The organism is Paenarthrobacter sp. CC6 (genome assembly GCF_040560085.1).
GTDB classification, from domain to species: Bacteria; Actinomycetota; Actinomycetes; order Actinomycetales; family Micrococcaceae; genus Arthrobacter; species Arthrobacter nicotinovorans.
The window spans coordinates 254226-278547 of the sequence record NZ_JARDAN010000007.1; the positions used below are offsets into that span (position 1 = coordinate 254226).

The following is a 24322-nucleotide window of genomic DNA, read 5'->3' on the forward strand; positions in this document are numbered from 1 at the left end:
CACCAACTCTGAAGGGAAGTCAGCATGACCCGCATCAACATCGGCCGCAGCAACAAACTCGGCTACGCTGCCGTCATTGGCCTGGAAGGTTACGCCCGCACGTCGGTCGATCCCGATCTGTACGAGCTGATCAAGCTCCGCGCCTCCATCCTCAACGGCTGCGGTTTCTGCGTGGACATGCACGCAACGGACGGCAGGAAGCGCGGCATCCCGGACCGGAAACTGCACGCGGTGGCAGCCTGGCAGCATTCCAAGGTGTTCTTCGATGCCCGTGAGCAAGCTGTGCTCGCCCTGACCGACGCCTTGACTCAACTGGGGCCGGACACGGTGACGGACGAGATCTGGAACGCCGCCGCCACCCATTTCGACGACGGCCAGATGGGTGGCCTGATCCTGGCAATCTCCACCATCAACGTGTGGAACCGGATTGCCATCAGCACACAGATGGAGCCGCCGGTGGATGAGAAGAATCCGCTGGTCTGAAAGGTAACGTGGGCAGCATGACCCTTGCAGTCTCCGCCACGGCGGCGTGGCAAAGCGAACGGAACCGCCTGTTGGGGATTGCGTACCGGATGCTGGGCGACTTCGGCCATGCCGAAGACGTGGTCTCCGAGGTGGCGATCGAGGCGGTGCGCCAGGAACGGAACACCGCCTCGGGCCACGTGGACTCCTGGCCGGCGTGGCTGACGACGGTGTGCGTGCGCCGCTCCATCGACAGGGTGCGCCAGCTCGCCGCGGTGCGGGAGGACTACACCGGGCCCTGGTTGCCCGAGCCCGTGGACAACGCTCAACTGCCCGAGGAGACGGTGGCCAACAGGGAATTGTTGTCCTTGACCCTGTTGCACCTGGCGGAGCAGCTGGCACCGGAGGCCCGGGCAGCGTTGGTACTGCACCGAGCCTTCGGGATGCCCGCTCCGGAAATCGCGGCCATCCTGGACAAGACACCGGCTGCCGTGCGCCAGATGATCTCGCGTGCAGAACGCCGCCTGGACATCGACCCCAATGCGCCCGCACCCCGGGCCAAGGACCGTGCCGTCCTGGAGAAGCTCGTGGAAGCCATCGAACAGGGCGAGATCGACACGGTTGTGGCGATGCTCCACCAGGACGCGGTGCTGTGGGCCGACGGCGGCGGCAAGGTCAAGAGCGCCATGAACCCCTTGTTCGGGTCGGCGAGGATCGCACGCTTTTTTACGGGCATCCTGGGCAAAGCGATTGCTTTCGATCCCGTGGAGCCTGTCCGGGCATGGGTCATTGGGATCAACGGCGGAGCGGCTTTGGTGCTCAGGCACCACGGCCGTTCCGACGTCGTCGAAGTGGACGCGGCTCCCGACGGGAGCATCCGCGGGCTGCGGCAACTGTCCAACCCGGACAAGCTGACCCGGCTTTCGCAGCTTACGTAGCCCGGCTCACGATTTCACCATGCTGCGGCCGTCCGCCGGCTGCGGCAGGAGGCGTCTCGACGGCCTTCGCCCGGCCAGGAACGCCGCGGCCCCCAGCCCTGCCGGTACCAGCAGCGCCCATCCGCTGAAGAGCAGAACCACAAGCATCACGACGGCGGCCACCACCACCCCGTACCAGGCTGCGGTCCGTCGCGGCAACAGCCGTACGCCCGCCGCCAGCCCGAACGCGGTGACGGCGGTGAAGCATGCGGATGCTGCTCCGATCTGGAACTCAATGCTGAGCCATCCAAGAGCAGCCAAGGCGAAGGAGATCGACGACATCACGGCCAGCGAGCACAGGCTCACAGACGGTACTTGGCCCGGGTCGACGCCGCGCGCAAGAGCCCGCGGCAGCACGCCGTCGGACGCCAATCTGGCACCGAGCTTACTGGCGCCTGCCACGAAAGTACTGAGCGGACCAAACGTGAGGACCGCAGCCGCGACAGCGGTCAAGGGTGCCGCCGCGGGACCGAGTCCTTTCGCCAGCAGTTCGGCCACCGGGACGCTGCTGTCCGCGAGCGCGGGCCCCAGAACGGCGACGCATGCAGCCACCAGTCCGATGTACACCACTCCAACCACCACCAACGTCAGCCAGGTGGCGCGTTTGAGGTCCCGCTCGGGGTTGCGGAACTCCCCAGCCAGGTGCGTCACTGCTTCCCATCCCGCAAAGCAGAAGAACAGCAGACTGGCCGCCCCGCCCACAGCCCAGAAGCCGTGCGGAGCAAAGGGAGTGAAGTTCTCCGCACGGGCAAAGGGCGTGGCCACGGCAACTGCAACGGCAAGCAACGCAACGAGCAGAACCATCAGGAGGAGTTGCAGCTTGCTCGAGACCCGGATCCCCACCGCGTTGCTCAGGAAGCCCGCAGCCAGGATCACCCCAGCCGCGATCAGCGCCGTCTCCCTGCCGGCTCCCATGGCATGGGCAATGTACTCCCCACCTATCACCGCGGTAGCCGGCGCCCCGAACGGAATTGCGAAGTAGAACAGGTAGCCGGCTACTACTGAGGCCCGCTGTCCGAAAGCCCTCGTGACGAATGTTGCGATGCCCCCGGCGTCTGGCTGCTGCCTGGACATTTCGGCGAAGCTCAACGCCACCGGCGTGCAGAACACCAGGAGCAAGGCCCACGCCAGGATCGACGCCGGGCCCGCCACCTGGGCGGCGATGGCCGGCAGAACCAGGACTCCCGATCCCAAGATGGCACCTACATAAATCCCGGTCGCCCTGAACAGCCCAAGGCCCGAATTACTCACAGCTCTACTCACCTGTTCACTGAACCGTGTTCGGGGCGGGTGCAGGAAGCAGGGAAACTGCCTGTCGTGGGCAATATCCTGCCGAATTTTCGTGAGCCTGTTGCTTCCTGACCTCCTTTTGCCCCGGAGCGGCGGAAAATCAGCCTTTTAGGGTTGGGGCTCCGTGCTTCTGGCGGCAAAGAGGGTCAGGACGCTACAGCCGCTCGATGCCGGAGGCGCGCCACCAGCGTGGCGGCGAGCAACGCCGTCGTGATTTCCAGTCCGATGACCAGCAGCAGTTGCGCTGCGCCGGACGTATCAACAACGTTCGACGACGGCCTGCCGCCGTGGGCGTGTCCGGCACCGCCCGCTCCCAGCAGCAGGACGGCGTGCAGTCCCACCATGGCGAGGGCGGAGATGGTCACTTGATGGAGCGCGCCCACCCTGCTGTGGCGCCAAATGTGGACTGTGCACGGAATGCAGACAGCGGCCAGGGCGATCATGAGGATGCCCAGCCAGGCGTCGTGGTGCCCCGAAGCCGCGAGCCAGAGATGCACGGCGCAGGAGACAGCTGTCAGTGCCGCGCAGAGGCGGGGATGGAAGACGGGCCCGGCTGACCGGACCCGTCCTGCAGTGATTGTCATGGTCCCGGTTGGTGGCGTGCCGGTTAGTGGCAGTGCCCGGCGGGTTCGCCGTGGTGCTCGCCGGAATCACCGGCTGCGCTGTGGCAGCTTGAGCCTGAGGTGTTGGCCGGCACGTCCAGGACTGGGCTGCGGTCGAAGAAGCCCTCGGGCCGAAGCTTGAAGCCAACGGTGTCCACAGGCATAATGGGCCAGTCCTCCACGCGCGGGAAGTGCGTGAGGCCGAAGGTGTGCCAGAGGACGATGTCCTGGCCGTCGATGTCACGGTCCTGGGCGACGTAGGCCGGGAGGCCGGCGCCACCGGCGTGCTGGTTCACGAAATCGCCCGTGGGGTAGCGCTCCTCATCGGCGTAGCGGGTGACCCATACGTCCTTGGTGGCGAAGGCCGCGCGCTTGGCGATGGAGGAGCCGGGATCGGCCAGCAACGTGGGCTGGTTCTCGGAGTGGAGCTTGTAGCCGACCGGTTCACCGAGACGGTTCTTGGACTCCGGGTTGGAGATGATCCAGGTGCGGCCACTGCGGGCATCGGCTTCCCGGACGGCCTCCGACTCTTTGGTGAGGACCGTGCGCTTGCGGGAGAACGCGTTGCCGCGCTCGTTGCCTTCGCCCATGGCCTGCCGGACCACGTCTTCTTCTTCCACACGGTTGGTGAAACCGTCGATGGCCATGTCCAGGCGGGCGCTGAAGAGGTGCTGGTGGAACGGTGCGCCGAGGCCGGGGGCCAGTTGCGAGATGTTGTCAGAGCCGCCTTCCGGGAAGGCACTGGTGAACACGACGCCGGTCGCCTTCGCCTCGAACTCGATGGTGCCGTCCAGGTAGAGGTACCAGTAGAAACCGTAGTCGTAGTTGCCGATGGTGGTGAAGAAGGAGATCACCAGGCGGCGGTTGCGGCGGGTGTAGTTGATGCCGGTCCAGAGGTCGGAGTGCTTGGACAGGATGCCCCAGTCTTCCTCGTGCATGCAGATGCCGTTGCGGATCTCGCGGGGGTTGCCGAAGGCGTCACTGATGACCGGGCTGAGATAGGTAATGTCACCCAGGCAGTCGCAGCCAAGTTCCAGCGAGTTGGCGTACTGGCCCACCAGGTATTCGCCGGTGTCGAAGTAGTTCTGCCACGACCGGATAGGCGAAGGGTCACCGTAGGGAACCACCATCTCGGCGATGGAAGCGCGATTGATGATGGGGCGCTTCTTCTCGCCATCCTGGAAGGCAAGGTTGTGGAGGACCACTCCCTCGCGGACATCGAAGCCGACATCCACGCTCCACTTTTCCCACTCGACATGGTTACCGCCGGTGACCGTGAAGCTCGGGCCTTCGGGCTGGGTGATGCTGATGGGTTTCTGCGTTTCCCTCAGCGGGCCTGTCAGTTCAGGATCCGTGTAGTTTCCGTGTTCTGCCGGGATGGGCATGACGCCGAGGTCGATGACCTGGGTGACTTCCTTGTTCACGACATCGACGTACGCAACCAGCCCATCGACAGGGTGCGCCCAGGCGCTGTCCTCGGGGAAGTCCTGCACGAAGGCCAGGCCGCGGAGGATGCGGCGGCCGCGTTCGTCGTCGTATTCAAAGACGCCCGCGGACAACGGAGCGACGCGAACCTTTTCCACGTCCAGGTCCCGGGCGGCAAGGGCTGCCAGCCAGCGCTCATCTGTGGCGAGGAGCGTTTCAACCACCTCGAACTCTTCTTCCAGTACGGGAAGTTCGCCGGAGACCTTGGTGTCCAGTTCCTTGGCAATGAGGATTTCGCCGCGGGTCACCGAAACCAGGACGTCCGTGGGTGCTCCGCCGGAGATGTCGTGGATGAACACGCGGAACCGGCGGTCTGCCTCTGCCTGCCCACGGGAAGGATCCACCAGTCCCAGGTAGGCGATCCGCTTTTCGGAACCGAGGTGTCCGGCGGCCCGCAGGATTGCCTGGACCTCGGAGATCTCGGCACCCGTGGCCAGGCGGTACTGGGTGGCTGTCTCAGTTGCTGTGGGCGTCATGGCTGCCTCTTGTCCGGGACCTATGATGGGTCGGGATTTATTTTCTATAGGTGTAGAGAATAACCAAAACGTAAGATGGGTCACAAGACCTTTCCGCCAATTATTTTTCCGGGAGCCCAGCCAGTGCCAAAGATTGTGGACCACGATCAACGACGCCTCGAACTGGTGGATGCAACATGGCGGATCATCGCAAGGCTCGGCATGGAAGGCGCCACCATGCGGGAAATAGCAGAGGAAGCAGGCTTCGCCAACGGCGCCCTCAAGCCCTACTTCCCCACCAAGGACCTGCTGCTGACATCCGCTTTCGGACACGTTTTCAACCGCACCAACCAGCGCATCGCCACCATGACCGACGGACTCTCAGGGGTGGCGGCCCTCCGCGCATTCTGCGCCGAAGTCCTGCCCCTGGACGAGGAACGCGTCAACGAAGCCCGCATCGTCATCCCGTTTTGGCAGAAGGCACTCAACGACGCCGACATGGCCGCCCTCCACAGCGAGTCCATGAGCCAGTGGCACACCACCATCACGGTTTACTGTGCAGCAGCCCGGGCGGCCGGTGAGATCGCCACCCCCATCGGGGACGCCGCCGTCGCCGATCACCTGCTGAACATGATGCTGGGCGCGCAGATCGTGGCCGCGTTATCGCCGGACGAACACTTCTCGCAGGACCTTGAGGGGCAGTTGGACAATTACTTGGCGCTGCTTGCCGCGTAGGCAGCAGGCGGCGCCGCTAGCTCGTGGCGCCCGACGCCACCACGCCGACTCCCAGCCCGGCGATCACGCCGCTGCTGACACGCTCGACGACGGTGCTCACCTTGGGCCGCTTGAGCCACCGCATCGCCTTGAACGCCACCACGGCGATCATCGAGAGATACGCGAAGGCGATGACGGCCACCACCACGCCCAAAATGAGCGACGTGCCCATGGTGTCGCCGCCATGCGGGATGAATTGAGGAACTACCGCCAGGTAGAAGAGGCCAACCTTCGGATTGAGGAGGGTGGACAAGGCTCCGGCGCCCAAAGCCGAGAGACGACTGTACGGGAGTGGCTCGTTGGCCCCCTCCCCGGCGGCAGCTGATTTGGCGGCCTTCCGCGACTTGATGAACGACGACACCCCCAGATACAGCAAGTACAAGCCGCCGGCGATCTTGACCCAGCGGAACAGTTCCGCCGACTGCTCCAGGATGGCGGCCAAACCCACGCCCACCAAGGCAGCCCAGGCAATCGCGCCCATGGCGGATCCAGCCGCTGCGGCAATGCCTGCGCTGGGCCTGTTCAATGCGATGCGCAGGACAAGGAAGGTGTCCGGGCCGGGCGTTACGGACAGGACCAGGCAGAGACCGGCGAAGGCTGCGAGGGAAGCAAGAGTCACAAGCACGATTATCAGCCACTCGGCAGCACGGGCAAAGCGTTCACTTCCCGTCAAGGGCTGTTCGTGCAAAGACAAGGCCGCGTCGCGTGATGCCAACCACACTGGAAACATCGCCGCGTGCCTCACTGGCCGCCAAGACTTACTACCCGAGCGGAGTACCAATGGAGACTTACGACGCCCTGCTGGCCTCGATTACCCCGGCCCCCGGCCAAGACCGCCGCACCATTTTCGACCCTGCGACGGGCGAGGCTGTCGGCGATGCGCCCGTTCACACCGTCGAGGACCTCCAGCATGCGGTTGATGCCGCCGCTGCCGCCCAACCTGCATGGGCTGCCTTGGGCCACGACGCCAGGTCAGCTGCGCTCATGAAGGCAGCCGACGCCGTCGAGCGTTCCGCTGAAGAACTCGCCCAGCTGCTCTCCCGCGAGCAGGGCAAGCCGCTGAACGGCCCGAACGCCCGCTTCGAAGTCGGTGCCTGCGCCGCTTGGCTCCGCGCCACGGCCGCGACGCCGCTGGATCCCGAGACAGTAGTGGACGACGGCGAGACCCGCGCCGAGCTGCACTACCGTCCCATCGGCGTCGTGGGTGCCATTGGCCCGTGGAACTGGCCCATGATGATCACCGTGTGGCAGATCGCCCCGGCCCTGCGCATGGGCAATGCCGTGGTGGTCAAGCCCTCCGAATACACTCCGCTGTCCGTGCTGGCGTTGGCCTCCATCATCAATCAGGAACTGCCTGAAGGACTGCTGTCCGTGGTCTCCGGCGGCCGCGACGTCGGCGAAGCGCTGGCCTCGCACGACGCCATCGGCAAGGTCATGTTCACCGGCTCCACCGCCACGGGCAAGGCGATCATCCGTTCGTCGGCCGATACCGTCAAGCGGCTCACGCTGGAACTCGGCGGCAACGACGCCGGTATCGTGCTGCCGGACTCCGACCCCAAGGCCATCGCTGAAGGGCTGTTCTGGGGGGCGTTCATCAACACCGGCCAGACCTGCGCCGCCCTGAAGCGCCTGTACGTGCACGAGTCCCAGTACGAAGCCGTCTGCTCAGAGCTTGCAGCTGTTGCTGCTGCCATGCCGATGGGCAACGGCCTGGATGAGAACAACGTTCTGGGCCCGCTGCAGAACCGGCAGCAGTACGACATCGTGGCCCGTCTGGTTGAAGCCGCCCGCGATTCCGGTGCGCGCGTGTTGATCGGCGGCAACCCCGACGCCGACCAGCCCGGCAACTTCTACCCGACCACCCTGGTGGCGGACATCGATAACGACAACCCGCTGGTGGCTGAAGAACAGTTCGGACCCGCGCTGCCGATCATCAAGTACAGCACCGTTGACGAGGCCGTCGCCAAGGCGAACGCGCTCGACGTCGGACTGGGCGCCTCCGTCTGGTCATCCGACTTGGGTGCCGCCCGGGAAGTCGCCTCACGGATCCAGGCCGGCACTGTATGGATCAACAAGCACGGCGCCGTAGACCCACGCATCCCGTTCGGTGGTGCGAAGCAGTCCGGCTACGGCCTGGAATTCGGCGCCGAAGGCCTCAAGGCCCTGGGAGTGCCCCAGATCATCAACGGCTGACTCCACCGGCCGGGGCAGGCCCCGCTGCGCATGTCGACGGTAGCTCGACGAACGCAGCGGCCTGCCCGCGCTGGGTGCGCAGCGCCTGGGGATTCAGTTGAGTGCACCACGGTGGATAGACCCGGAAGCCGCGTTTGCCCTGACTCGGGCCGGAACTGACATAGCCCAGTGAGATCAACTGTTCAGGGGTGAACCGGAATACTCCGAAACGCTCACCGTCCTCCACGAAGACGAGCAGGCCTGACAACGACTCCGCCGCGGTGAACGGGCGGGTTGAACCACTGACGTCCCGCTTCCACACCGCCACAAAAGCACCCGGTTTCGTCGGCGTGATCCGCGCAGTCCGTATGCGCCACTGCTGTCCGGCGATCAACGCAACTCCGGATTCATAGTCGCTGTTCTGCTCTTCCGCGTGGACAATGCCGCTGGAATCATCAGGAACCGGCTGCCGGGCTACGAAGCGCTCAAAGGCGTGGAAGTTCACCTGTCGAACCCTACAGGCCACGAAAGCTGTTCCTCGCCCCCGCTGTCCAGTCACAGGTTGGACGCGGTTGGGTCGCCGGACGCTCACCGTGTAACCATGAGCAGCATGGCCCAAAAGATTGCGTACCAAGGCGAGCCCGGAGCCAATTCGGATCTCGCATGTAAGGAAATGTTCCCCGAGCTTGAAAGCGTCCCATGCGCCAGCTTTGAGGACGCGTTTGAACTGGTCTCCAATGGAGACGTCGATCTGGCCATGATCCCCATCGAGAACTCCATCGCTGGACGAGTGGCCGACATCCACGTGCTGCTCCCCCAGTCGAAACTCCAGATCGTCGGCGAGTACTTCCTGCCGATCCACTTTGACCTGATGGGAATCCCAGGCAGCACCATTGAGGACGCCACCGAGGTCCACAGCCACATCCATGCGCTGGGTCAGTGCCGCAGGATTATCCGCGAAGCCGGGCTCAAGCCTGTCATTGCCGGGGACACAGCGGGATCAGCCCGCGAAGTCAGCGAGTGGAATGATCCGCGCAAACTGTCGCTGGCTCCGCCGCTTGCCGCCAAACTGTACGGACTGGACGTGCTTGCCTCAGGCGTCGAAGACAACCCAAGCAACACCACCCGCTTTGTTGTCCTGGCCCGGGAACGCGAACTTCCCACCAAGGAAGAACTCCCCGGTCCCGCAATCACCAGCTTCGTCTTCCGGGTACGCAACGTTCCCTCAGCCCTCTACAAGGCACTGGGTGGATTCGCGACCAACGGCCTCAACATGACCCGTTTGGAAAGCTATATGGTGGGCGACGAGTTCGCGGCAACCATGTTCCTGTCCGACGTCGAAGGCCACCCCGAGGACGCCCGCCTGCGCCGTGCGCTGGAGGAATTGGAGTTCTTCACCACGGAAGTGCGCGTCCTCGGCGTCTACGCAGCAGATGCCTACAGGGAACGGAACACGGTCAGCGCCTGAACCGGTTGATGGCCGCAGCGGCTAGGCTCCGAAACGACCGTGGGCCAGCCCGGTCGGAATGCCGATGAACACCGGCTCCGGAGCGGAGCAGCAACTGTTGGAATCATCCTCCGCAGACGCAGCGGCAACAGCAGGAACGTCACAACTGGTGCCGGCATCGGACGAACACACGCCGGTTTCCGGTAGTTCCAACTGCACGGCGTCAGCCGCCACTCGATCCCCTGCCAGCGCCGCCGCCACCGAGCGGACCTGCTCGTAGCCGGTAGCCAACAGGAATGTGGGAGCACGGCCGTAGGACTTCATGCCCACAATGTAGAAGTCCTTCTCCGGGTGCGAAAGAACCTTGGCGCCGTGCGGCGGAACAGTGCCGCAGGAATGGAACTCGGGATCGATGAGCGGCCCCAGTTCGGTAGGCGCCTCAACAGCCGGGTCCAGGTCCAGGCGCAGCTCACGGAGCATATCCAGGTCCGGGCGGAATCCAGTACAAGGCACGACGACGTCTGCCACCAGGTCGCGTCCGTCGCCGGACTTTACGGTGACGCCGTGCTCGGCATCGGTCAGCGAGCTGATGCCAAAGCCCGTGTGGAGTTCTATCGTTCCGGCGTCGACCAAGCGGCGAAGACGGGAGCCTAGTTGTCCGCGCGCGGGCAGTCCATCGGCATCTCCGCCACCGTAGGCTTTCTCTGCCGAGGCTCCCCGGACAGCCCAAAGAATACGTGTCCCCGGTTCTTCCTTGGCCAGTTCCGCAAGGTTGATCAAAGTATTCGCCGCGGAGTGCCCCGCACCGACCACCAGGACCCGGCGTCCAGCGAAGGAATGCCGGTCCCGCCCTGAGACGTCGGGAAGGGATGATGAGATCCTGTCAGAGGCGCGGTCCTCACCGATGGCAGGCAGGCCCGACATCCCCAGCGGGTTACGCCTTGACCATGTGCCTGAGGCATCGATGACCGCCGAAACGGCGTAGTCGCGTACCTCCCCCGCGGTATCTTGAACGCGCACAACAAAGGGGGTCGTGTCGCGGTTGCGCCCTTGGGTCTTGTCCAGGCCGCTACGGGTGACGGCGAGAACCCGGGCTCCCGTCCGGAGTCGGGAAGCGATCGCCGGGATGGCGGACAACGGGGCAAGGTAGTTGTCGATGAGTTCGCCGCCGTAGGGAAGCGCAGTCAGCCGCGGTGACTCCCAACCCGTGGGTTCAAGCAGGCGTACGGCCGCGGCGTCGAGGTTGAATCGCCATGGCGAGAACAACCGGATGTGGCGCCATTGTTCAATGGCCGCTCCTGCCGTTGCTCCGGCTTCGAAGATCAGCGGGTCCAGGCCGCGCTCGAGCAGGTGGGCTGCTGCAGCCAATCCGACGGGACCCGCACCGATTACGGCGACGGGAAGGTTTTCAACCATGAGTGACTCATACCTCCATTGGTATTGCTCAGAAGTGGGTTGGCTCTTCGACCAGTGCTGTTGCGATGCTGTCCGCATCATCCAGGGCGGCCAGGTACCGTTCGGCGTCCAAGGCAGCCGCGCAGCCCGTGCCGGCCGCTGTGATGGCTTGCCGATAGCGGTGATCCACGGCGTCGCCGCAGGCGAAGACACCCGACAAGTTGGTCAGCGTGGTGGGCGACTCCACCTTGATGTAGCCCTCCTCGTCGAGGTCCACCTGGCCCGCGACGAGCTCCGTGCGTGGCAGGTGGCCAATGGCAACGAAGATGCCTGTAGCCCCCTGCTCCCGGGTTTCGCCGGTACGGGTGTCCGTGAGGGTCACGCCAGTTACTTTGCTGTCGCCGTGGATCTTGGTGATGGCCGAGTTCCAGGCGAACGTGATTTTCGGATTGTCCTTGGCGCGCTGGGCCATGATGCGGGATGCCCGCAATTCACCCTTCCGGACCACCACTGTCACGGACTTGCCGAAGCGTGTGAGGAACGTGGCCTCCTCCATGGCTGAGTCCCCGCCACCAACCACGATGATGTCCTGTTCGCGGAAGAAGAAGCCGTCACAGGTGGCACACCAGGACACACCGTGCCCGCTGAGCTTCTTCTCCTCCGGGAGGCCTAGCTCCTTGTACGCGGAACCGGTGGCAAGGATGACGGCCGGAGCCTCGTGGGTCTCACCCGCCCCGGTGACCACCCGCTTCAGGTGACCTCTGAGTTCAACTTCCGTGACGTCGTCGAACACTATGCGGGCGCCGAACTTTTCGGCCTGTTCCTGGAGACCGTCCATGAGCTCGGGACCTTGGATGCCTGCCGGGAAACCGGGGAAGTTCTCCACTTCGGTGGTGTTCATCAGGGCGCCGCCGGCCGTAACTGAACCTGCCAGGACCAGGGGGTTCAGGCCTGCCCGGGCGGCATAAATGGCGGCCGTGTACCCCGCGGGGCCGGACCCGATGATGATCAATTGTTCGTTGCTCACGGGTGTCTCTCCTGTTTCTCGGGGTTTACTTGGCTGCAGGGATCAATGAGGCAATCAGGTCCTCGATACGTGTCTTGATTTCGTCGCGGATCGGGCGGACTGCGTCCAGGCCTTGGCCTGCGGGGTCTTCCAAAACCCAGTCCTCGTAGCGCTTGCCTGGAAAATACGGGCACTCGTCGCCGCATCCCATGGTGATGACGACGTCGGACTCCTTGACCGCCTCCGTGGTGAGGACCTTTGGTATCTCGGCGGACATATCGATGCCAAGTTCAGACATGGCTTCGACGGCAGCAGGGTTGACTTTGTCCGCGGGCTGCGAGCCGGCGGAGCGGACTTCGATGGCTCCGTCGGAGAGCGTCGTGAGGAATGCTGCGGCCATCTGGGAGCGTCCCGCGTTATGGACGCAGACGAACAGGACTGAAGGCTTCTTGGCGTTTTCGGTGGTCATGGTTTCCTCGAAGGTCAGGCAGCGATGGTGGTGGAAGGAAAATAGCGCTTGCGCGCCCAGAGGGCTACATACACAAGTGCAACAAGGACGGGTACTTCAATCAAGGGCCCGACGACGCCGGCGAGGGCTTGGCCCGAGGTTACGCCAAAGGTTCCGATCGCTACGGCGATGGCGAGTTCGAAGTTGTTGCCGGCGGCCGTGAAAGCGAGGGTGGTGGTTTTGGCGTAGCCGAGGTTCAGCAGGCGGCCTGTCAGCATCCCGGCGCCGAACACCACCAGGAAGTAGACCAGCAACGGCAAAGCAATGCGGAGAACATCCATCGGCCGGGACATGATGGTGCCGCCCTGGAGCGCGAACAGAAGTGTGATGGTGAAAAGGAGGCCGTAGAGCGCCCACGGACCAATCCTGGGCAAGAGGACGTCCTCGTACCAGATGCGTCCTTTGGCCTTCTCGCCAATGACCCGGGTGAGGAAGCCGGCGAGCAGCGGGATACCAAGGAAGACGAGAACTGAGAGCGTGATGGCCCAGAAGGAGAAATCGGCAGCGGTGGTGGGAAGACCAAGAAGGGAGGGCAGCCACTGGAGGTAGAACCAGCCAAGGCCCCCGAATGCGACCACTTGGAAGACTGAGTTGATGAAGACAAGAACGGCCGCGGATTCACGGTCTCCGCACGCGAGGTCGTTCCAGATCATCACCATGGCGATGCAGCGTGCCAAACCCACAATGATCAAGCCCGTCCGGTATTCCGGCAGATCGGGGATGAACAACCACGCCAGCGCAAACATGAAGGCAGGGGCCAGAACCCAGTTGATCACCAGCGAGGTGACCATCAACTTGTGGTCGGCCAGCACCCGGTGTGCCTGGTCGTAGCGGACTTTGGCGAGAACCGGGTACATCATCACCAGCAGGCCCAGGGCGATAGGTAACGAGACTTCGCCGATCTTCACGCCCTCCAGGGCACTATTCAGCCCTGGAATGAGACCGCCCAGGAGCAAGCCCAGGACCATGGCGGCGATTATCCAGAGGGGGAGGAAACGGTCAACGGCCGAAAGCTTTCCCACGACGGCGGCGCCCTGGTTCACCTCACGGGCTGCGGTTTTCGTCGGGGTGCTCACGTGGCTCCTGATCTCGATGCCCGCTATCGACGGGACAGAACATTGATGAACTTCGATATTGAGTATGTCCGGCTATATCGATGCTTGTCAATGTATGGCACCATGGGTGTATGAAGTCCGGGCCTGTTCTTGAGTTGACACAAGTAGAAGCGGAAGAGTGCTGCGAACCGTCGGGGCCGTCGTCCATCGACGAATACGAGGCTCAACTCCGGGCATCGGTATTCAAAGCCCTTGCGGACCCCAACCGCCTGCGCCTTTTGTCCATCGTCAAGGGTTCGGAAGGAGGCGAAGCCTGCGTTTGCGACCTCACCGGGCCCCTGAGCCTCGGCCAGCCCACAGTGTCCCACCACCTTAGAATCCTCGTGGATGCGGGCCTCCTCCACCGCGAGAAGCGCGGCACCTGGGCTTATTACTCCATGGTCCCCGGCGCAATGGAACGGACCAGCAGCCTCCTGGAAAGCCTGTGACTTTCCCGGTCACCGCCGGCGCACACTCCAGCGACGGCGCACGGCTAGTTATACGTCCGATGACGGGACAGGATTGGCCTGGAGTGAGGGAGATCTTCACAGCCGGAATCGAGTCCGGGCACGCCACCTTCGAAGCCAACGCTCCGGAATGGGAGCAATTCGATGCTTCGCGTTTGAAGGAACACCGGCTGGTTGCTGACGTGGACGGCGTGGTGCTGGGCTGGGCCGCGGTTTCGGCGGTGTCGTCCCGGGCCGCTTACGCCGGCGTCGTGGAGCATTCCATCTACGTTGCCCGGGAAGCCAGGGGCTTGGGCATTGGGAAGAACCTCCTCCGGGCACTGATCGCCTCCACGGAGAGTGCCGGCATCTGGACCATCCAAGCCAGCGTGTTCCCCGAGAACGAAGCCAGCCTTCGGCTCCACACAGCCGAAGGCTTCGTCGTTGTCGGACGCCGGGAGCGCATCGCCCGCATGCCTGGAGGTCCCCGCGCCGGTCAGTGGCGTGACACCGTCCTGATTGAGCGCCGGTCGCGGCAGGTGTAACTACCTCCCCACCGGCGCTTCTTCCTCTTCACGGGTCCCGGCCGAAGGTGCCGAAGATTCACGGGCCAGCTTGCCCGGCCACCAGATCCTGCTGCCGATGTCATAGGCGAGCGCGGGGACCAGCAGCGAGCGGACCAGCACGGTATCCAGCAGCACGCCGAAGGCCACGATGAATGCCAGCTGCACCAGGAACATGATGGGGATGACGCCCAATGCCGCGAACGTAGCTGCCAGAACCACACCGGCGGAAGTGATGACCCCGCCCGTAACGCCCAAGCCGCGGAGGATGCCAGGGCGGGTTCCGTGCTTCAACGACTCTTCGCGGACCCGGCTCATCAGGAAGATGTTGTAGTCCACACCCAAGGCAACAAGGAACACGAAGCCGAACAGCGGCACGGTGGCATCGGCTCCGGAGAATCCGAAGAACCCGTTGAACACCCATGCCGAGACACCCATCGCGGCACCGTAGGAAAGCACTACGGAGAGCACCAGCAGCACAGGTGCTACCACGGAGCGCAGGAGGAGCATCAGGATGAAGAGGATGACCACCAGGACGATCGGAATGATGACCACGAGGTCGCGCTGGGCAGTGGTGTTGGTGTCCAGCGCTGTGGCTGTCACCCCGCCCACCAATGCCCCGGAGTCAACCTCGCGTACTGATGACCGCAATTCCTTAACGGCGTTTTCGGCTTCGATGGAGTCCGCCGCTGAGTCCAGGGTGGCGTTGATGAGGACCCGGCCGTCGCGGACGGCGGGATCGGAAGGAGTTCCCGGCGCTCCGGTAATGGGGACGTTTCCTTCGGCCAAAAGGTAGGCATCACCAACTCCGTTGGCTGCTTTGACCTTGTCCAGGACCTGCTGCGCGGAACTTTGCGAGGCGACGACGACGGCGGGGCTGCCGCTCCCGGCGTCGAAATGGCGCGCCAAAGCTTCCTGGCCGTCGACGGCGTCGGACTTGGCCAAAATGACGTCCGTCTGCGGCACACCGTTTGCCTTCAGCTGCAACACACCTGTGGCAGCGACCAGGAGCAGCAACACCGACGCCACCCAGACAACGCGGGGACGTCGTGAAACCAGACGGCCCGTGGCGCGCCACAGACCCTTTTGCCCCTCAAGTCCGGTGACAATCTCAGGTTCGCGTTCGTCGTCGGGCAGGAGCTTGGGGCGGAAGGGCCAGAAGGCGGCGCGGCCCAGCAGCGCCATCAAGGCGGGCAGGAGCGTGAGCGCGGCGAACAATGAGCAGAGAATGCCTGCCGCCGCCACGGGACCGAGTGCCTTGTTGGAATTCAGGTCTGAGAAGAGCAGGCAGAGCAGGGCGATGATCACTGTGGCACCCGATGCGAGGATCGGCTCGAAGGACGCCTTCCAAGCTGTCAGGACTGCCTGCGTCCGGTTGCTGGTGTGGGTCAGGGCCTCACGGAAGCGGGCCACGAACAGCAGCGCGTAGTCGGTGGCCGCGCCGATCACCAGGATGGACAGGATGCCCTGGCTTTGCCCGTTGAGCTGGATCCAGCCCATCTTGGCCATGGCGAAGACCAGCAGTATTGCGGCGCACAAGGCGAACACCGAGGTGAAGAGTACTGCCAGCGGGAGCACCACCGAGCGGTAGACCAGAAGCAGGATCACGAACACGGCGCCCAAGGCGACCAACAGCAGGATGCCGTCAATGCCGCCGAATGCGTTGACCAGGTCAGCGGTCAATCCCGCGGGGCCTGTGACGAACGCCTTCATGCCATCCGGGGCGCCCGGCTGCACGACGTCGCGCAGTTCCTTCACCACGTCCCGTATTTCATCGGTGGAAGCGATCGGAACGATGTACTGGACGGCTTTTCCGTCTTCAGACGGAATAGGCCCGACGACGGCGCTCCCCAGCTTGAGTGCCTCGATGTCGGTTTTCAGTTTGGCTGCTTCGCCCAGTTGGGCCGGGGTGAACGCTGCATCGTTTTCGAGGATGACCACCGCGGGGATCTCTTCGGAGTCGCGGAACTGGGCCTGCCAGTCGCCGGCTTCGGTAGCTTCGGCCCCGGCCGGGAGGAAGGAAGCCTGGTCGTTCGATGAGACCTCGTCCAAACGCCCGAAGGTAGGGCCGCCGACTCCTGCAATGCCCAGCCAGGTGATGACCAGCACCACGGGCACCAGCCAGCGTAGCCAGAACGGTACTTTCTTCGGGTTCATGAGTCCTTCTTCTGTGGGGATGCCGTGCGGGTCTTTATTCCACCATAGATTATCTCTATGATGGAACTATTCCAAGGCCTCAAGGAAAGGAATGCCGGATTCGGGGACTGCGAGGAGTAATATCCGGAAGGCAGCAAACACGAGACGACGCTGGCAGGAGGGCGGACATGTCGGACTCATCAGTCCCGCGCCCCGACGCACGCCCAGGAGCGGATTCCCAAACCGCGGCGCCCCAGGAACTCGTGCGGATCCTCCAGGACTTCACCCTGGAGGCCAACCATTACGTGGACGCAGCCGGCGGGCAGAACGACATGCACCGGACCGACATGAATGCGCTGGCCGTCATCATGCGCCACTCCGCGGCCGGCAAGGTGGTTACACCCGGCGTGCTCCGTGCCGAACTCCGGCTCAGCTCCCCCGCCACCACCGCCTTGATCGACCGCCTGCACGCCTCCGGGCACGTTGTCCGTGAACGCCTGGGAACAGACCGCCGCCAGGTCCAGCTCCACATGACACCCAAGGCGTACCGCGACGGCAGCGCAATGTTCATGCCGCTCGCCATCCGGATGGGCAAGGCGATGGCCGCGTACAGCACCGAAGAACTGGAGCTGGTCCAGCGCTTCATGACCGACATGGTGGAGGCAACCGTCGAAGCCCGCCAACAGGCAACGCACCCGGAACCGAAGTAGCGGCAGTTCAGGCCGTTCCACCAAAACCGGCATGCGTGGTTGTAGCGTTTCCCTATGAACGCGCAGCAGCCTGAAGATGTCTATACCCACGGACACCACGAGTCGGTTGTCCGGGCCCACGCCTCACGGACGGTCGAAAATTCGGCCGCGTTTGTCATCCCGCATCTCACCACCGGGATATCGGTCCTCGACGTCGGCTGCGGACCTGGCAGCATAACGTGCGATTTCGCGGGGCTGGTTGCGCCCGGGCAAGTAATAGGCCTGGACCGGTCTGCCGATATTGTGGCGCAGGCAACCGCACTCGCCGCCGAGCGCGGCGTGGACAACGTGACCTTCCAGACGGGCAACATCTACGATCTCGACTTCGAAGACGAATCCTTCGACCTCGTCCACGCCCACCAGGTCCTCCAGCACCTCACCGACCCCGTCGCCGCGCTGCGCGAGATGCGCCGGGTGGCCAAGCCCGGCGCTATCGTTGCCGTGCGGGACGCCGATTTCCATGGCATGAGCTGGTACCCGGAAGTCCCTGAACTTGATCATTGGATGGAGCTCTACCAGAAGATCGCGCGCCGCAACGGAGCAGAACCCGACGCCGGCCGACGCCTGGTCTCGTGGGCGCAGCAGGCAGGTTTCACACAGGTGGCGCCCACCAGCAGCAACTGGCTCTACGCCACGGCCCAACAGCGCGCCTGGCAATCCCGGGTGTGGAGTGAACGGGTACTGCACTCCGCTTTTGCCGAGCAGGCCTTGGAGTACGGCTTCGCAAACGAGGCCGACCTCGCCCGGATCGCAGCCGGATGGCACCGCTGGGGCGCTACCGAAGACGGCTTTTTCCTCATTCCCAACGGAGAGGTCATCGCCCGGGCCTAGAAAGTTTTGGGACCCATGTAGAAAAGTCCGCCGCTGTTCCGACCCATGGGTGAAGCGCCCACACAGGGCGCCACGTCAAAGGAGTTTGAGATGAAATACATGATCATGATGTTCGGATCGGCCGAGGGCATGATGGAGACCGCCGATCCGGAATGGATCCGGGAAATGATCGGCTTCATGATCCAGATCGACAAGGACCTGACCGAATCCGGCGAACTCGTCTTCAACGCCGGCTTGGCCGACGGCAGCACGGCCAAGCTCGTCAAACAAACCCCGGATGGCGTGATCACCACCGACGGACCCTACGCCGAGGCCAAGGAGTCCTTGGTGGGCTACTGGGTGGTGGATGTTGCCAGCGAGGAACGCGCCGTGGAGATCTGCTCAAGCATTGTGAAATACGCGCAGGTCGTGGAGCTTCGTGCCATCCCGGACGGACCACCGGAGGTCTAGCTGGACTCTGACCGGGACATGCACATCGAGGACCTGCTGCGCACACTCGCGCCGCAGGTCCTCGGCGTGCTGGCACGCAAGAACGGCCAGTTCGATGCATGCGAAGACGCCGTCCAGGAAGCCCTGCTGGAGGCCGCACTTCAGTGGCCCCATGACATGCCACGTGATCCGAAGGCCTGGCTGACGGCCGTCGCAAACCGAAGGCTTGTGGATATGTGGCGGAGCGAAAGCGCCCGGCGTGCCCGCGAAGAACGTGTGTCGGCCATGGACGCCGATCACTCCTACCAGTCAGCTCCGGAAGCAGACGACACCCTTACCCTCATGTTCCTTTGCTGCCACCCCGCCTTATCGGCACCGTCGCAACTCGCCCTTACCTTGCGGGCAGTTGGAGGACTCACGACGGCGGAAATCGCCTCGGCTTTCCTGGTCCCCGAAGCGACCATGGGACAACGCATCAGCCGTGCGAAACAGGGGATCCAAAAGGCGGGAGCGACGTTCAGCATGCCGCCGCCTGCCGAGCGGAAGGCGAGGCTCGGCGTCGTACTTCACGTCCTGTACTTGATCTTCAACGAAGGCTACGCAGCGAGTTCGGGTTCGTCGCTGCAGCGCGAGGACCTCACCACGGAGGCCATCCGGCTGACCCGGTTGCTGGTGGCCGCTGTGCCGTCGGAGCCTGAGGCGACCGGGCTGCTGGCGCTTATGCTGCTGACCGATTCCCGTCGCGCGGCACGTGCCATGGCCGATGGAACACCGGTTCCGCTGGCTGAGCAGGACCGGAGCCTGTGGAACCGCGGGCAGATCGATGAGGGCATTGCGTTGTTGTCTTCAGTGCTGGGACGGCGCGCCGCCGGGCCGTACCAACTGCAGGCGGCGATTGCTGCTGTGCACTCCGAAGCGGCCTCCCATGACCAAACCGACTGGCCTCAGATCCTGGCCCTCTACACGGTCCTGGAGGCCGTGGCTCCCAGCCCCGTCGTGACGCTGAACCGTGCGGTTGCGGTGGCGATGGTGAACGGGCCGGCCGCCGGTTTGGAGTTGCTCGCCGGCTTGGATGATGCACTCGGTCGGTCACACCGCCTGGACGCGGTCAGGGCCCATCTGCACGAGATGGCTGGCTCCTTTCCCGAGGCCCGCGCAGCGTTTCTGGACGCAGCAAGGAAAACCCGCAGCCTGCAGGAGCGGCGATACCTGCTGGGCAAAGCCGCAAAGCTGGACTCCACCGGGCCCTGACCCCATATAGTCGGAACCATGGAACAGCGCATACTTGGCAGGACCGGCCGATCCGTTTCAACCGTCGGGCTGGGAACATGGCAACTCGGAGCCGACTGGGGTTCCGTCACTGAAGCGGACGCCTTTGCCGTGCTGGAGGCCTCAGTGGAGCATGGCGTCACGTTCTTCGACACGGCGGACGTCTACGGCGATGGGCGCAGCGAGCAGTTCATTGGACGCTTCCTCAGTGCCCACCCGGAACTGAATGTCACCGTAGCCACCAAAATGGGGCGCAGGGTGGATCAGGTCCCCGATAATTACACCCTCAAGAACTTCCGCGAATGGACCGATCGTTCGCGTCGCAACCTGCAGCAGGACACCCTGGACCTCGTCCAGTTGCACTGCCCGCCCACCTCTGCTTACAGCAACGATGAAGTGTACGACGCCCTGGATACCTTGGTCAGTGAGGGTGCCATCCGCAACTACGGCGTCAGCGTGGAGCGGACGGACGAGGCCCTCGAAGCCATCAAACGCGGAAACACTGCCTCCGTGCAGATCATCCTCAACGCGTTCCGTCTGAAGCCCCTCGACGAGGTCCTGCCCGCAGCCAAGGAAGCCGGCGTCGGCATCATCGCCCGCGTACCGCTCGCCTCCGGCCTGCTCTCCGGAAAGTACACGCCCGAAACGGAGTTCCCCGCCAACGACCACCGGAACTACAACCGGGATGGGTCCTCGTTCGATGTCGGCGAAACGTTCTCCGGCGTCGACTTCGCCACCGGCGTCAAGGCCGCGCAGGAGTTCAGCGCACTGGTTCCCGACGGCGTCACCACCCCGCAAGCGGCCCTCGCCTGGGTCGTAGCCCAGGACGGCGTCACGTCAGTGATTCCGGGAGCCCGCTCCGCCCAGCAGGCTGCTGCCAACGCGGAAGCCGGAGAGATGAAGGTTGTCGGTGCGGGTCTCGGCGATGGGGTTCGGGATATCTACGACCGTTACTTCCGCGAAGCGATTCACCCACGCTGGTAGGCGGCAGGCTCCAGGCCTCGCTTGCTGTGAATCGTGTCCGCTGCGATGACCGCGATAAACCCCAATATCAGTGGGGAAATGCCCCCATCAGCAAATGCCATGGCCAAGAGACTCGTCCTTGTCGTGTGAACGGTTTCATAAAACAGCAGAGACAGAACCGACGCCAATACCAAGGTGCCAAACACGAGCATCTTTAGACGCCTGTCGACTGCAAGTCTTCGATAGGCAACCGAGGCAGCGAAGCACACCAGCACGGTGGCGACCTGAAGCTCCCACGGAAACCGTTTGGCGATAGATGTGGTCGGTGTACCGGAGAGATCGAACAAGTACCCACTAAGCATGCCCTCCGTTTGAAGAGCGAGGTAGCCGACCACCAGTACCACCAACACTGAGCCGATGGGCATCACCACTACTGCGAGTTTTGGTTTTTTCATGTGAACGACTGCTTCAAAGCAAAGGGCAAATTGGAAAAAGTAAATTTGACAGGCGTTGCATCCACATCCGAGGGCAGCAGGTAAATGGCGACGGAGCCGCCGCCACACCTGGCGTTTGCGTCCTCATCCAAACTCGACCACTGACGATATCAACGGCAATATTCATTCTTGATGATGCAATTTTCATTTCTCTCCATCCCCATTACGGGACCCCCGGTTAGAGAATAATACTGAAGCGCAAAGCGATCAACTATAGTCACCGGTAATTTTCGAAGCCCAAGACATGCTGGACAAACATGGAGATTCACTTAGAACGTGAACCATCAATTCGTGACGCGAATTGTGAAACTATTTATTGAATCTTAGCTGTCAGGTCCGCGCCGATAGGCGGCAGGCCGGCGTCGGGCGTTACCAACCGCTGCGCGTTGGCGTGTGGCCCTTCCTGGCTTCCTCGGGCATGGCCATTTCTGCCCGCAATCCGAGTAATCGGATGGGGCGGTCGGGCTCGATCTTGGCGGTGAGCCCGAGGGCCTGGGCCAGGACTTCGTCGCGGTCGTAGGTCTCGGGAATTTTCCTGGCATAGGTCTTGGTGAAGAACGGCTTGTACCTGACCTTGAGCGTCAACCCAACCACGGGGCGGCCTTCGGCGGCGACGTCTTCCAGGACCCGGGCCGTCAGCTCCTTGAGGGCGTCCTCGATCTGGCCAGGTTCCGTCAGATCCTGTTGGAACGTGGTTTCGCGGCCGTGGGCCCGGGCAACCCAAGGGGTGTCGTCCACTTCCGCGGCACCCTCGCCACGGCCCAGTTGCGCGTACCACGGGCCCATTTTCGGGCCGAATTCCGGGACCAGGTCCTGGGGATCGGCGGCAGCGAGGTCGTTGACTGTGGTGATCCCGTGGGTGGCCAGCCGCTTGGAAATCTTCGGCCCGACGCCCCACAGCTCAATGGTGGGCTTGTCCCCCATGACCTCCAGCCAGTTGTCCTTCGTCAGGCGGAAGATGCCGGCGGGTTTGCCGAAATCAGTTGCGTTCTTGGCGCGAACCAGCGTGTCACCGATACCCACGCTGCAATGGAGCCGGGTGTTTTCGAGCACGGCTTCCTGGATCTGTCGCGCGTACGCCACCGGGTCCTCGGTTTCCACTCCGACAAAGGCTTCGTCCCAGCCCAGCACTTGCACCGTTGCGCCGGGTTGCTCACGCAGGGTGGCCATCACGGTTTCCGAGGCCGCCAGATAGGCTTCCTGGTCGACCGGCAGGATGATGGCGTCCGGCACTTTCCGCGCTGCGATGCGCAGCGGCATGCCCGAGCCCACGCCGAACGCCCTGGCCTCGTAGGACGCCGTCGAAACGACTGCCCGTTCGGTGGGGTCTCCGCGGCCGCCGACAATGATCGGCTTACCGGCCAGCTCAGGCCGCCTCAGTACCTCGACCGCAGCAATGAACTGGTCGAGATCAACGTGCAGCACCCAGGGAGTTCCGCTCACGGGATCAGTCTGCCTCATTGCCGGGGGCCTTGGCTGTACCTTCACGACCCTCTTTCAACTCATCACAGCGCTAAATCAACCTATCCCGGGTGCATTCCGTGGCTGCAGCGGCTAAACAAGGTCAGGAAGCATCGCGTCCCGGGCACCCGGCCTGAGCCTTCTCAACAAAGCAGCAGGGAAGCGATCCACAGCTTAAAACCCCTCGGGGGAAAGAAGCCTCCGTTCCCTTAGGGTTGGAGGACCAGGAAGAAGTCCTGTGGTGCCGTTAAAGAACAATGGACCCGACGGCAATCGGGTCCCTGTTCGGCGCGGTGCGCTCATTTGGTGCGGTTGGAGGGCCTTAGAACCTCAAACATCACCTCTTGAGTCTATGGCCCCCGACACCATGGGCGCAACGCTTGTAGCTCCCATGGTGTGGCCGCGTCCTGTTCCCTCGGGAGGAGGTGCCCGGTATGAAGTCCAAACGGAAACGCGAGGAATCATGGGGCGCCTGGAACCTCGTGGTCAACATCATCCGGCTAGCCGTTGATGTTGCCCGCTGGTTCTGGCACAACATCCCCTAAGCGGGGGCAGTGGCCGCCAGCCCCAGGTTGGCGGCCACTGTCACAAGTCCGGCAAAGGTGGTCGTGGCGGTACGCGTCCCGGGCACCCGCCGCCCCCGCATAAGCTGAGATGGTGCAGTTTTCACTTTGGCTGGCCCTGGTAGGCGCCGGCACCCTCATCAGTTTCACTCCCGGCGCCGGCGCGATCTTCACCATGAGCAACTCGCTGAACTCAGGCTTCCGACGCTCCATCTGGGGCATCCTCGGCCAACAGGTGGCGTTGATCATCCACATCCTGATCGTCGCTCTCGGTGTGGGTGTCCTGGTTTCCAATTCGCCGGTCATCTTCAACGTCATCCGATACGCTGGCGCCGCGTACCTGGTCTACCTTGGCATCCGCCAGTTCCTGCGCAAGCCTGACTTGGACAAAGAGCAGGTCGATGACAAGAAGAACGAGCCCGCGCTGTCCATGTTCCAGCGGGGTGTATGGGTCAACCTGCTGAACCCGAAGGCAATCGTGTTCTTCCTAGCCTTCATGCCGCAGTTCATCCGCCCGGACCAGCCCCTGGTACAGCAATATGTAGTGCTGACCGCAACAGTCCTCGCCATCGACATCATTGTCATGTGGTTCTTCTTCGCCTTGGCAGCACGTTCATTCCAACGCTTTACCCATGACCAGAAGGGCCAAAAGGTCCTCAACCGCGTGTTCGGTTGCCTGTTTGTGCTGGTCGGCATCCTGCTGGCGGTCATTCACTAACCCCGGTACGTCATGGCCGAATGCTACGGTCGG

The 24322-nt window shown here is 63.4% G+C and carries 25 protein-coding genes; 13 read left to right on the forward strand and 12 right to left on the reverse strand.

Going from position 1 to position 24322, the window contains the following annotated elements; all coding sequences use genetic code 11:
- The first annotated feature begins 24 nt into the window (after window positions 1-24).
- The gene (locus PV760_RS08060; RefSeq protein WP_064722510.1) at window positions 25-483 is read left to right on the forward strand and encodes a carboxymuconolactone decarboxylase family protein; all 459 of its coding nucleotides are present in this window, start codon (window positions 25-27) and stop codon (window positions 481-483) included.
- A 17-nt stretch (window positions 484-500) separates the two neighbouring features.
- Window positions 501-1400 carry a sigma-70 family RNA polymerase sigma factor gene (locus PV760_RS08065; protein ID WP_354627521.1) on the forward strand — a complete coding sequence of 300 codons (900 nt, stop codon included), beginning with the start codon at window positions 501-503 and terminating at the stop codon, window positions 1398-1400.
- Between the two features lie 6 nt (window positions 1401-1406).
- Here PV760_RS08065 and PV760_RS08070 read toward each other — a convergent pair whose 3' ends face one another.
- The 3 genes from PV760_RS08070 to PV760_RS08080 form a co-directional block, all read right to left on the reverse strand.
- Window positions 1407-2702, reverse strand: a complete 1296-nt coding sequence (locus PV760_RS08070; protein WP_354627522.1) for an APC family permease — start codon at window positions 2700-2702, stop codon at window positions 1407-1409.
- A 173-nt stretch (window positions 2703-2875) separates the two neighbouring features.
- On the reverse strand, window positions 2876-3313 hold the full coding sequence (locus PV760_RS08075) for a hypothetical protein (RefSeq protein ID WP_354627523.1): 438 nt from the start codon (window positions 3311-3313) through the stop codon (window positions 2876-2878).
- A 23-nt stretch (window positions 3314-3336) separates the two neighbouring features.
- Entirely contained in the window at window positions 3337-5292 is a 1956-nt protein-coding gene (locus tag PV760_RS08080) for a primary-amine oxidase (RefSeq protein WP_354627524.1), read from the reverse strand.
- Between the two features lie 123 nt (window positions 5293-5415).
- Between PV760_RS08080 and PV760_RS08085 the strand changes: the two genes are divergently transcribed.
- Window positions 5416-6006, forward strand: a complete 591-nt coding sequence (locus PV760_RS08085) for a TetR/AcrR family transcriptional regulator (RefSeq protein ID WP_354627525.1) — start codon at window positions 5416-5418, stop codon at window positions 6004-6006.
- A gap of 16 nt (window positions 6007-6022) precedes the next feature.
- On the opposite strand, the gene PV760_RS08090 is transcribed toward PV760_RS08085, so the two are convergent.
- A complete protein-coding gene (locus PV760_RS08090; protein ID WP_189076277.1) occupies window positions 6023-6664 on the reverse strand; it encodes a LysE family translocator in 642 nt (213 codons plus the stop codon).
- Window positions 6665-6825: 161 nt separating this feature from the next.
- Between PV760_RS08090 and PV760_RS08095 the strand changes: the two genes are divergently transcribed.
- Window positions 6826-8238 carry an aldehyde dehydrogenase family protein gene (locus PV760_RS08095; protein WP_018778235.1) on the forward strand — a complete coding sequence of 471 codons (1413 nt, stop codon included), beginning with the start codon at window positions 6826-6828 and terminating at the stop codon, window positions 8236-8238.
- On the opposite strand, the gene PV760_RS08100 is transcribed toward PV760_RS08095, so the two are convergent.
- Window positions 8228-8722, reverse strand: coding sequence for a MepB family protein (locus PV760_RS08100; protein ID WP_064722507.1), 495 nt, complete (start codon window positions 8720-8722; stop codon window positions 8228-8230). The genes PV760_RS08095 and PV760_RS08100 overlap by 11 nt on opposite strands.
- A gap of 105 nt (window positions 8723-8827) precedes the next feature.
- Between PV760_RS08100 and PV760_RS08105 the strand changes: the two genes are divergently transcribed.
- A complete protein-coding gene (locus PV760_RS08105) occupies window positions 8828-9685 on the forward strand; it encodes a prephenate dehydratase (RefSeq protein ID WP_018778233.1) in 858 nt (285 codons plus the stop codon).
- A 21-nt stretch (window positions 9686-9706) separates the two neighbouring features.
- Here the strand turns inward: PV760_RS08105 and PV760_RS08110 are convergent, their stop codons facing one another.
- From PV760_RS08110 to arsB, 4 genes are read right to left on the reverse strand one after another with little or no spacing between them, the layout of a single operon-like run.
- A complete protein-coding gene (locus tag PV760_RS08110) occupies window positions 9707-11080 on the reverse strand; it encodes an NAD(P)-binding domain-containing protein (RefSeq protein ID WP_354627526.1) in 1374 nt (457 codons plus the stop codon).
- Between the two features lie 28 nt (window positions 11081-11108).
- A complete protein-coding gene (gene trxB / locus PV760_RS08115) occupies window positions 11109-12086 on the reverse strand; it encodes a thioredoxin-disulfide reductase (RefSeq protein ID WP_189076280.1) in 978 nt (325 codons plus the stop codon).
- A gap of 25 nt (window positions 12087-12111) precedes the next feature.
- Window positions 12112-12534: an arsenate reductase ArsC gene (locus PV760_RS08120; RefSeq protein ID WP_039243062.1), complete on the reverse strand. Its 423-nt coding sequence runs from the start codon at window positions 12532-12534 to the stop codon at window positions 12112-12114.
- Between the two features lie 14 nt (window positions 12535-12548).
- Window positions 12549-13649, reverse strand: a complete 1101-nt coding sequence (gene arsB, locus PV760_RS08125) for an ACR3 family arsenite efflux transporter (RefSeq protein ID WP_354627527.1) — start codon at window positions 13647-13649, stop codon at window positions 12549-12551.
- Between the two features lie 110 nt (window positions 13650-13759).
- Between arsB and PV760_RS08130 the strand changes: the two genes are divergently transcribed.
- Window positions 13760-14116 carry an ArsR/SmtB family transcription factor gene (locus tag PV760_RS08130; protein ID WP_018778228.1) on the forward strand — a complete coding sequence of 119 codons (357 nt, stop codon included), beginning with the start codon at window positions 13760-13762 and terminating at the stop codon, window positions 14114-14116.
- The gene (locus PV760_RS08135) at window positions 14113-14658 is read left to right on the forward strand and encodes a GNAT family N-acetyltransferase (RefSeq protein ID WP_354627528.1); all 546 of its coding nucleotides are present in this window, start codon (window positions 14113-14115) and stop codon (window positions 14656-14658) included. Before PV760_RS08130 ends, PV760_RS08135 begins: the two co-directional genes overlap by 4 nt.
- Here the strand turns inward: PV760_RS08135 and PV760_RS08140 are convergent, their stop codons facing one another.
- A complete protein-coding gene (locus PV760_RS08140; RefSeq protein ID WP_354627529.1) occupies window positions 14659-16833 on the reverse strand; it encodes an MMPL family transporter in 2175 nt (724 codons plus the stop codon). It abuts the gene before it with no gap.
- A 167-nt stretch (window positions 16834-17000) separates the two neighbouring features.
- Between PV760_RS08140 and PV760_RS08145 the strand changes: the two genes are divergently transcribed.
- The 5 genes from PV760_RS08145 to PV760_RS08165 all read left to right on the forward strand — a co-directional run bounded on the left by PV760_RS08145 (window position 17001) and on the right by PV760_RS08165 (window position 21074).
- The gene (locus PV760_RS08145) at window positions 17001-17522 is read left to right on the forward strand and encodes a MarR family winged helix-turn-helix transcriptional regulator (RefSeq protein WP_018778225.1); all 522 of its coding nucleotides are present in this window, start codon (window positions 17001-17003) and stop codon (window positions 17520-17522) included.
- A 54-nt stretch (window positions 17523-17576) separates the two neighbouring features.
- Window positions 17577-18392, forward strand: a complete 816-nt coding sequence (locus tag PV760_RS08150) for a methyltransferase domain-containing protein (RefSeq protein ID WP_018778224.1) — start codon at window positions 17577-17579, stop codon at window positions 18390-18392.
- A gap of 90 nt (window positions 18393-18482) precedes the next feature.
- The gene (locus PV760_RS08155; RefSeq protein WP_018778223.1) at window positions 18483-18842 is read left to right on the forward strand and encodes a YciI family protein; all 360 of its coding nucleotides are present in this window, start codon (window positions 18483-18485) and stop codon (window positions 18840-18842) included.
- Between the two features lie 18 nt (window positions 18843-18860).
- Window positions 18861-20072 carry an RNA polymerase sigma factor gene (locus tag PV760_RS08160; RefSeq protein ID WP_079581903.1) on the forward strand — a complete coding sequence of 404 codons (1212 nt, stop codon included), beginning with the start codon at window positions 18861-18863 and terminating at the stop codon, window positions 20070-20072.
- An 18-nt stretch (window positions 20073-20090) separates the two neighbouring features.
- Window positions 20091-21074, forward strand: coding sequence for an aldo/keto reductase (locus PV760_RS08165; RefSeq protein WP_079581902.1), 984 nt, complete (start codon window positions 20091-20093; stop codon window positions 21072-21074).
- On the opposite strand, the gene PV760_RS08170 is transcribed toward PV760_RS08165, so the two are convergent.
- Window positions 21059-21508 (reverse strand): hypothetical protein, encoded by a 450-nt coding sequence (locus tag PV760_RS08170; protein WP_144027655.1) that lies wholly within the window; start codon window positions 21506-21508, stop codon window positions 21059-21061. The genes PV760_RS08165 and PV760_RS08170 overlap by 16 nt on opposite strands.
- A 408-nt stretch (window positions 21509-21916) precedes the next feature.
- The gene (locus PV760_RS08175; protein ID WP_354627530.1) at window positions 21917-23008 is read right to left on the reverse strand and encodes a DNA polymerase IV; all 1092 of its coding nucleotides are present in this window, start codon (window positions 23006-23008) and stop codon (window positions 21917-21919) included.
- 654 nt (window positions 23009-23662) lie between these two features.
- Here PV760_RS08175 and PV760_RS08180 point away from each other — a divergent pair.
- Window positions 23663-24289, forward strand: a complete 627-nt coding sequence (locus PV760_RS08180; RefSeq protein WP_018778217.1) for a LysE family transporter — start codon at window positions 23663-23665, stop codon at window positions 24287-24289.
- The last annotated feature ends 33 nt before the right edge of the window (window positions 24290-24322 follow it).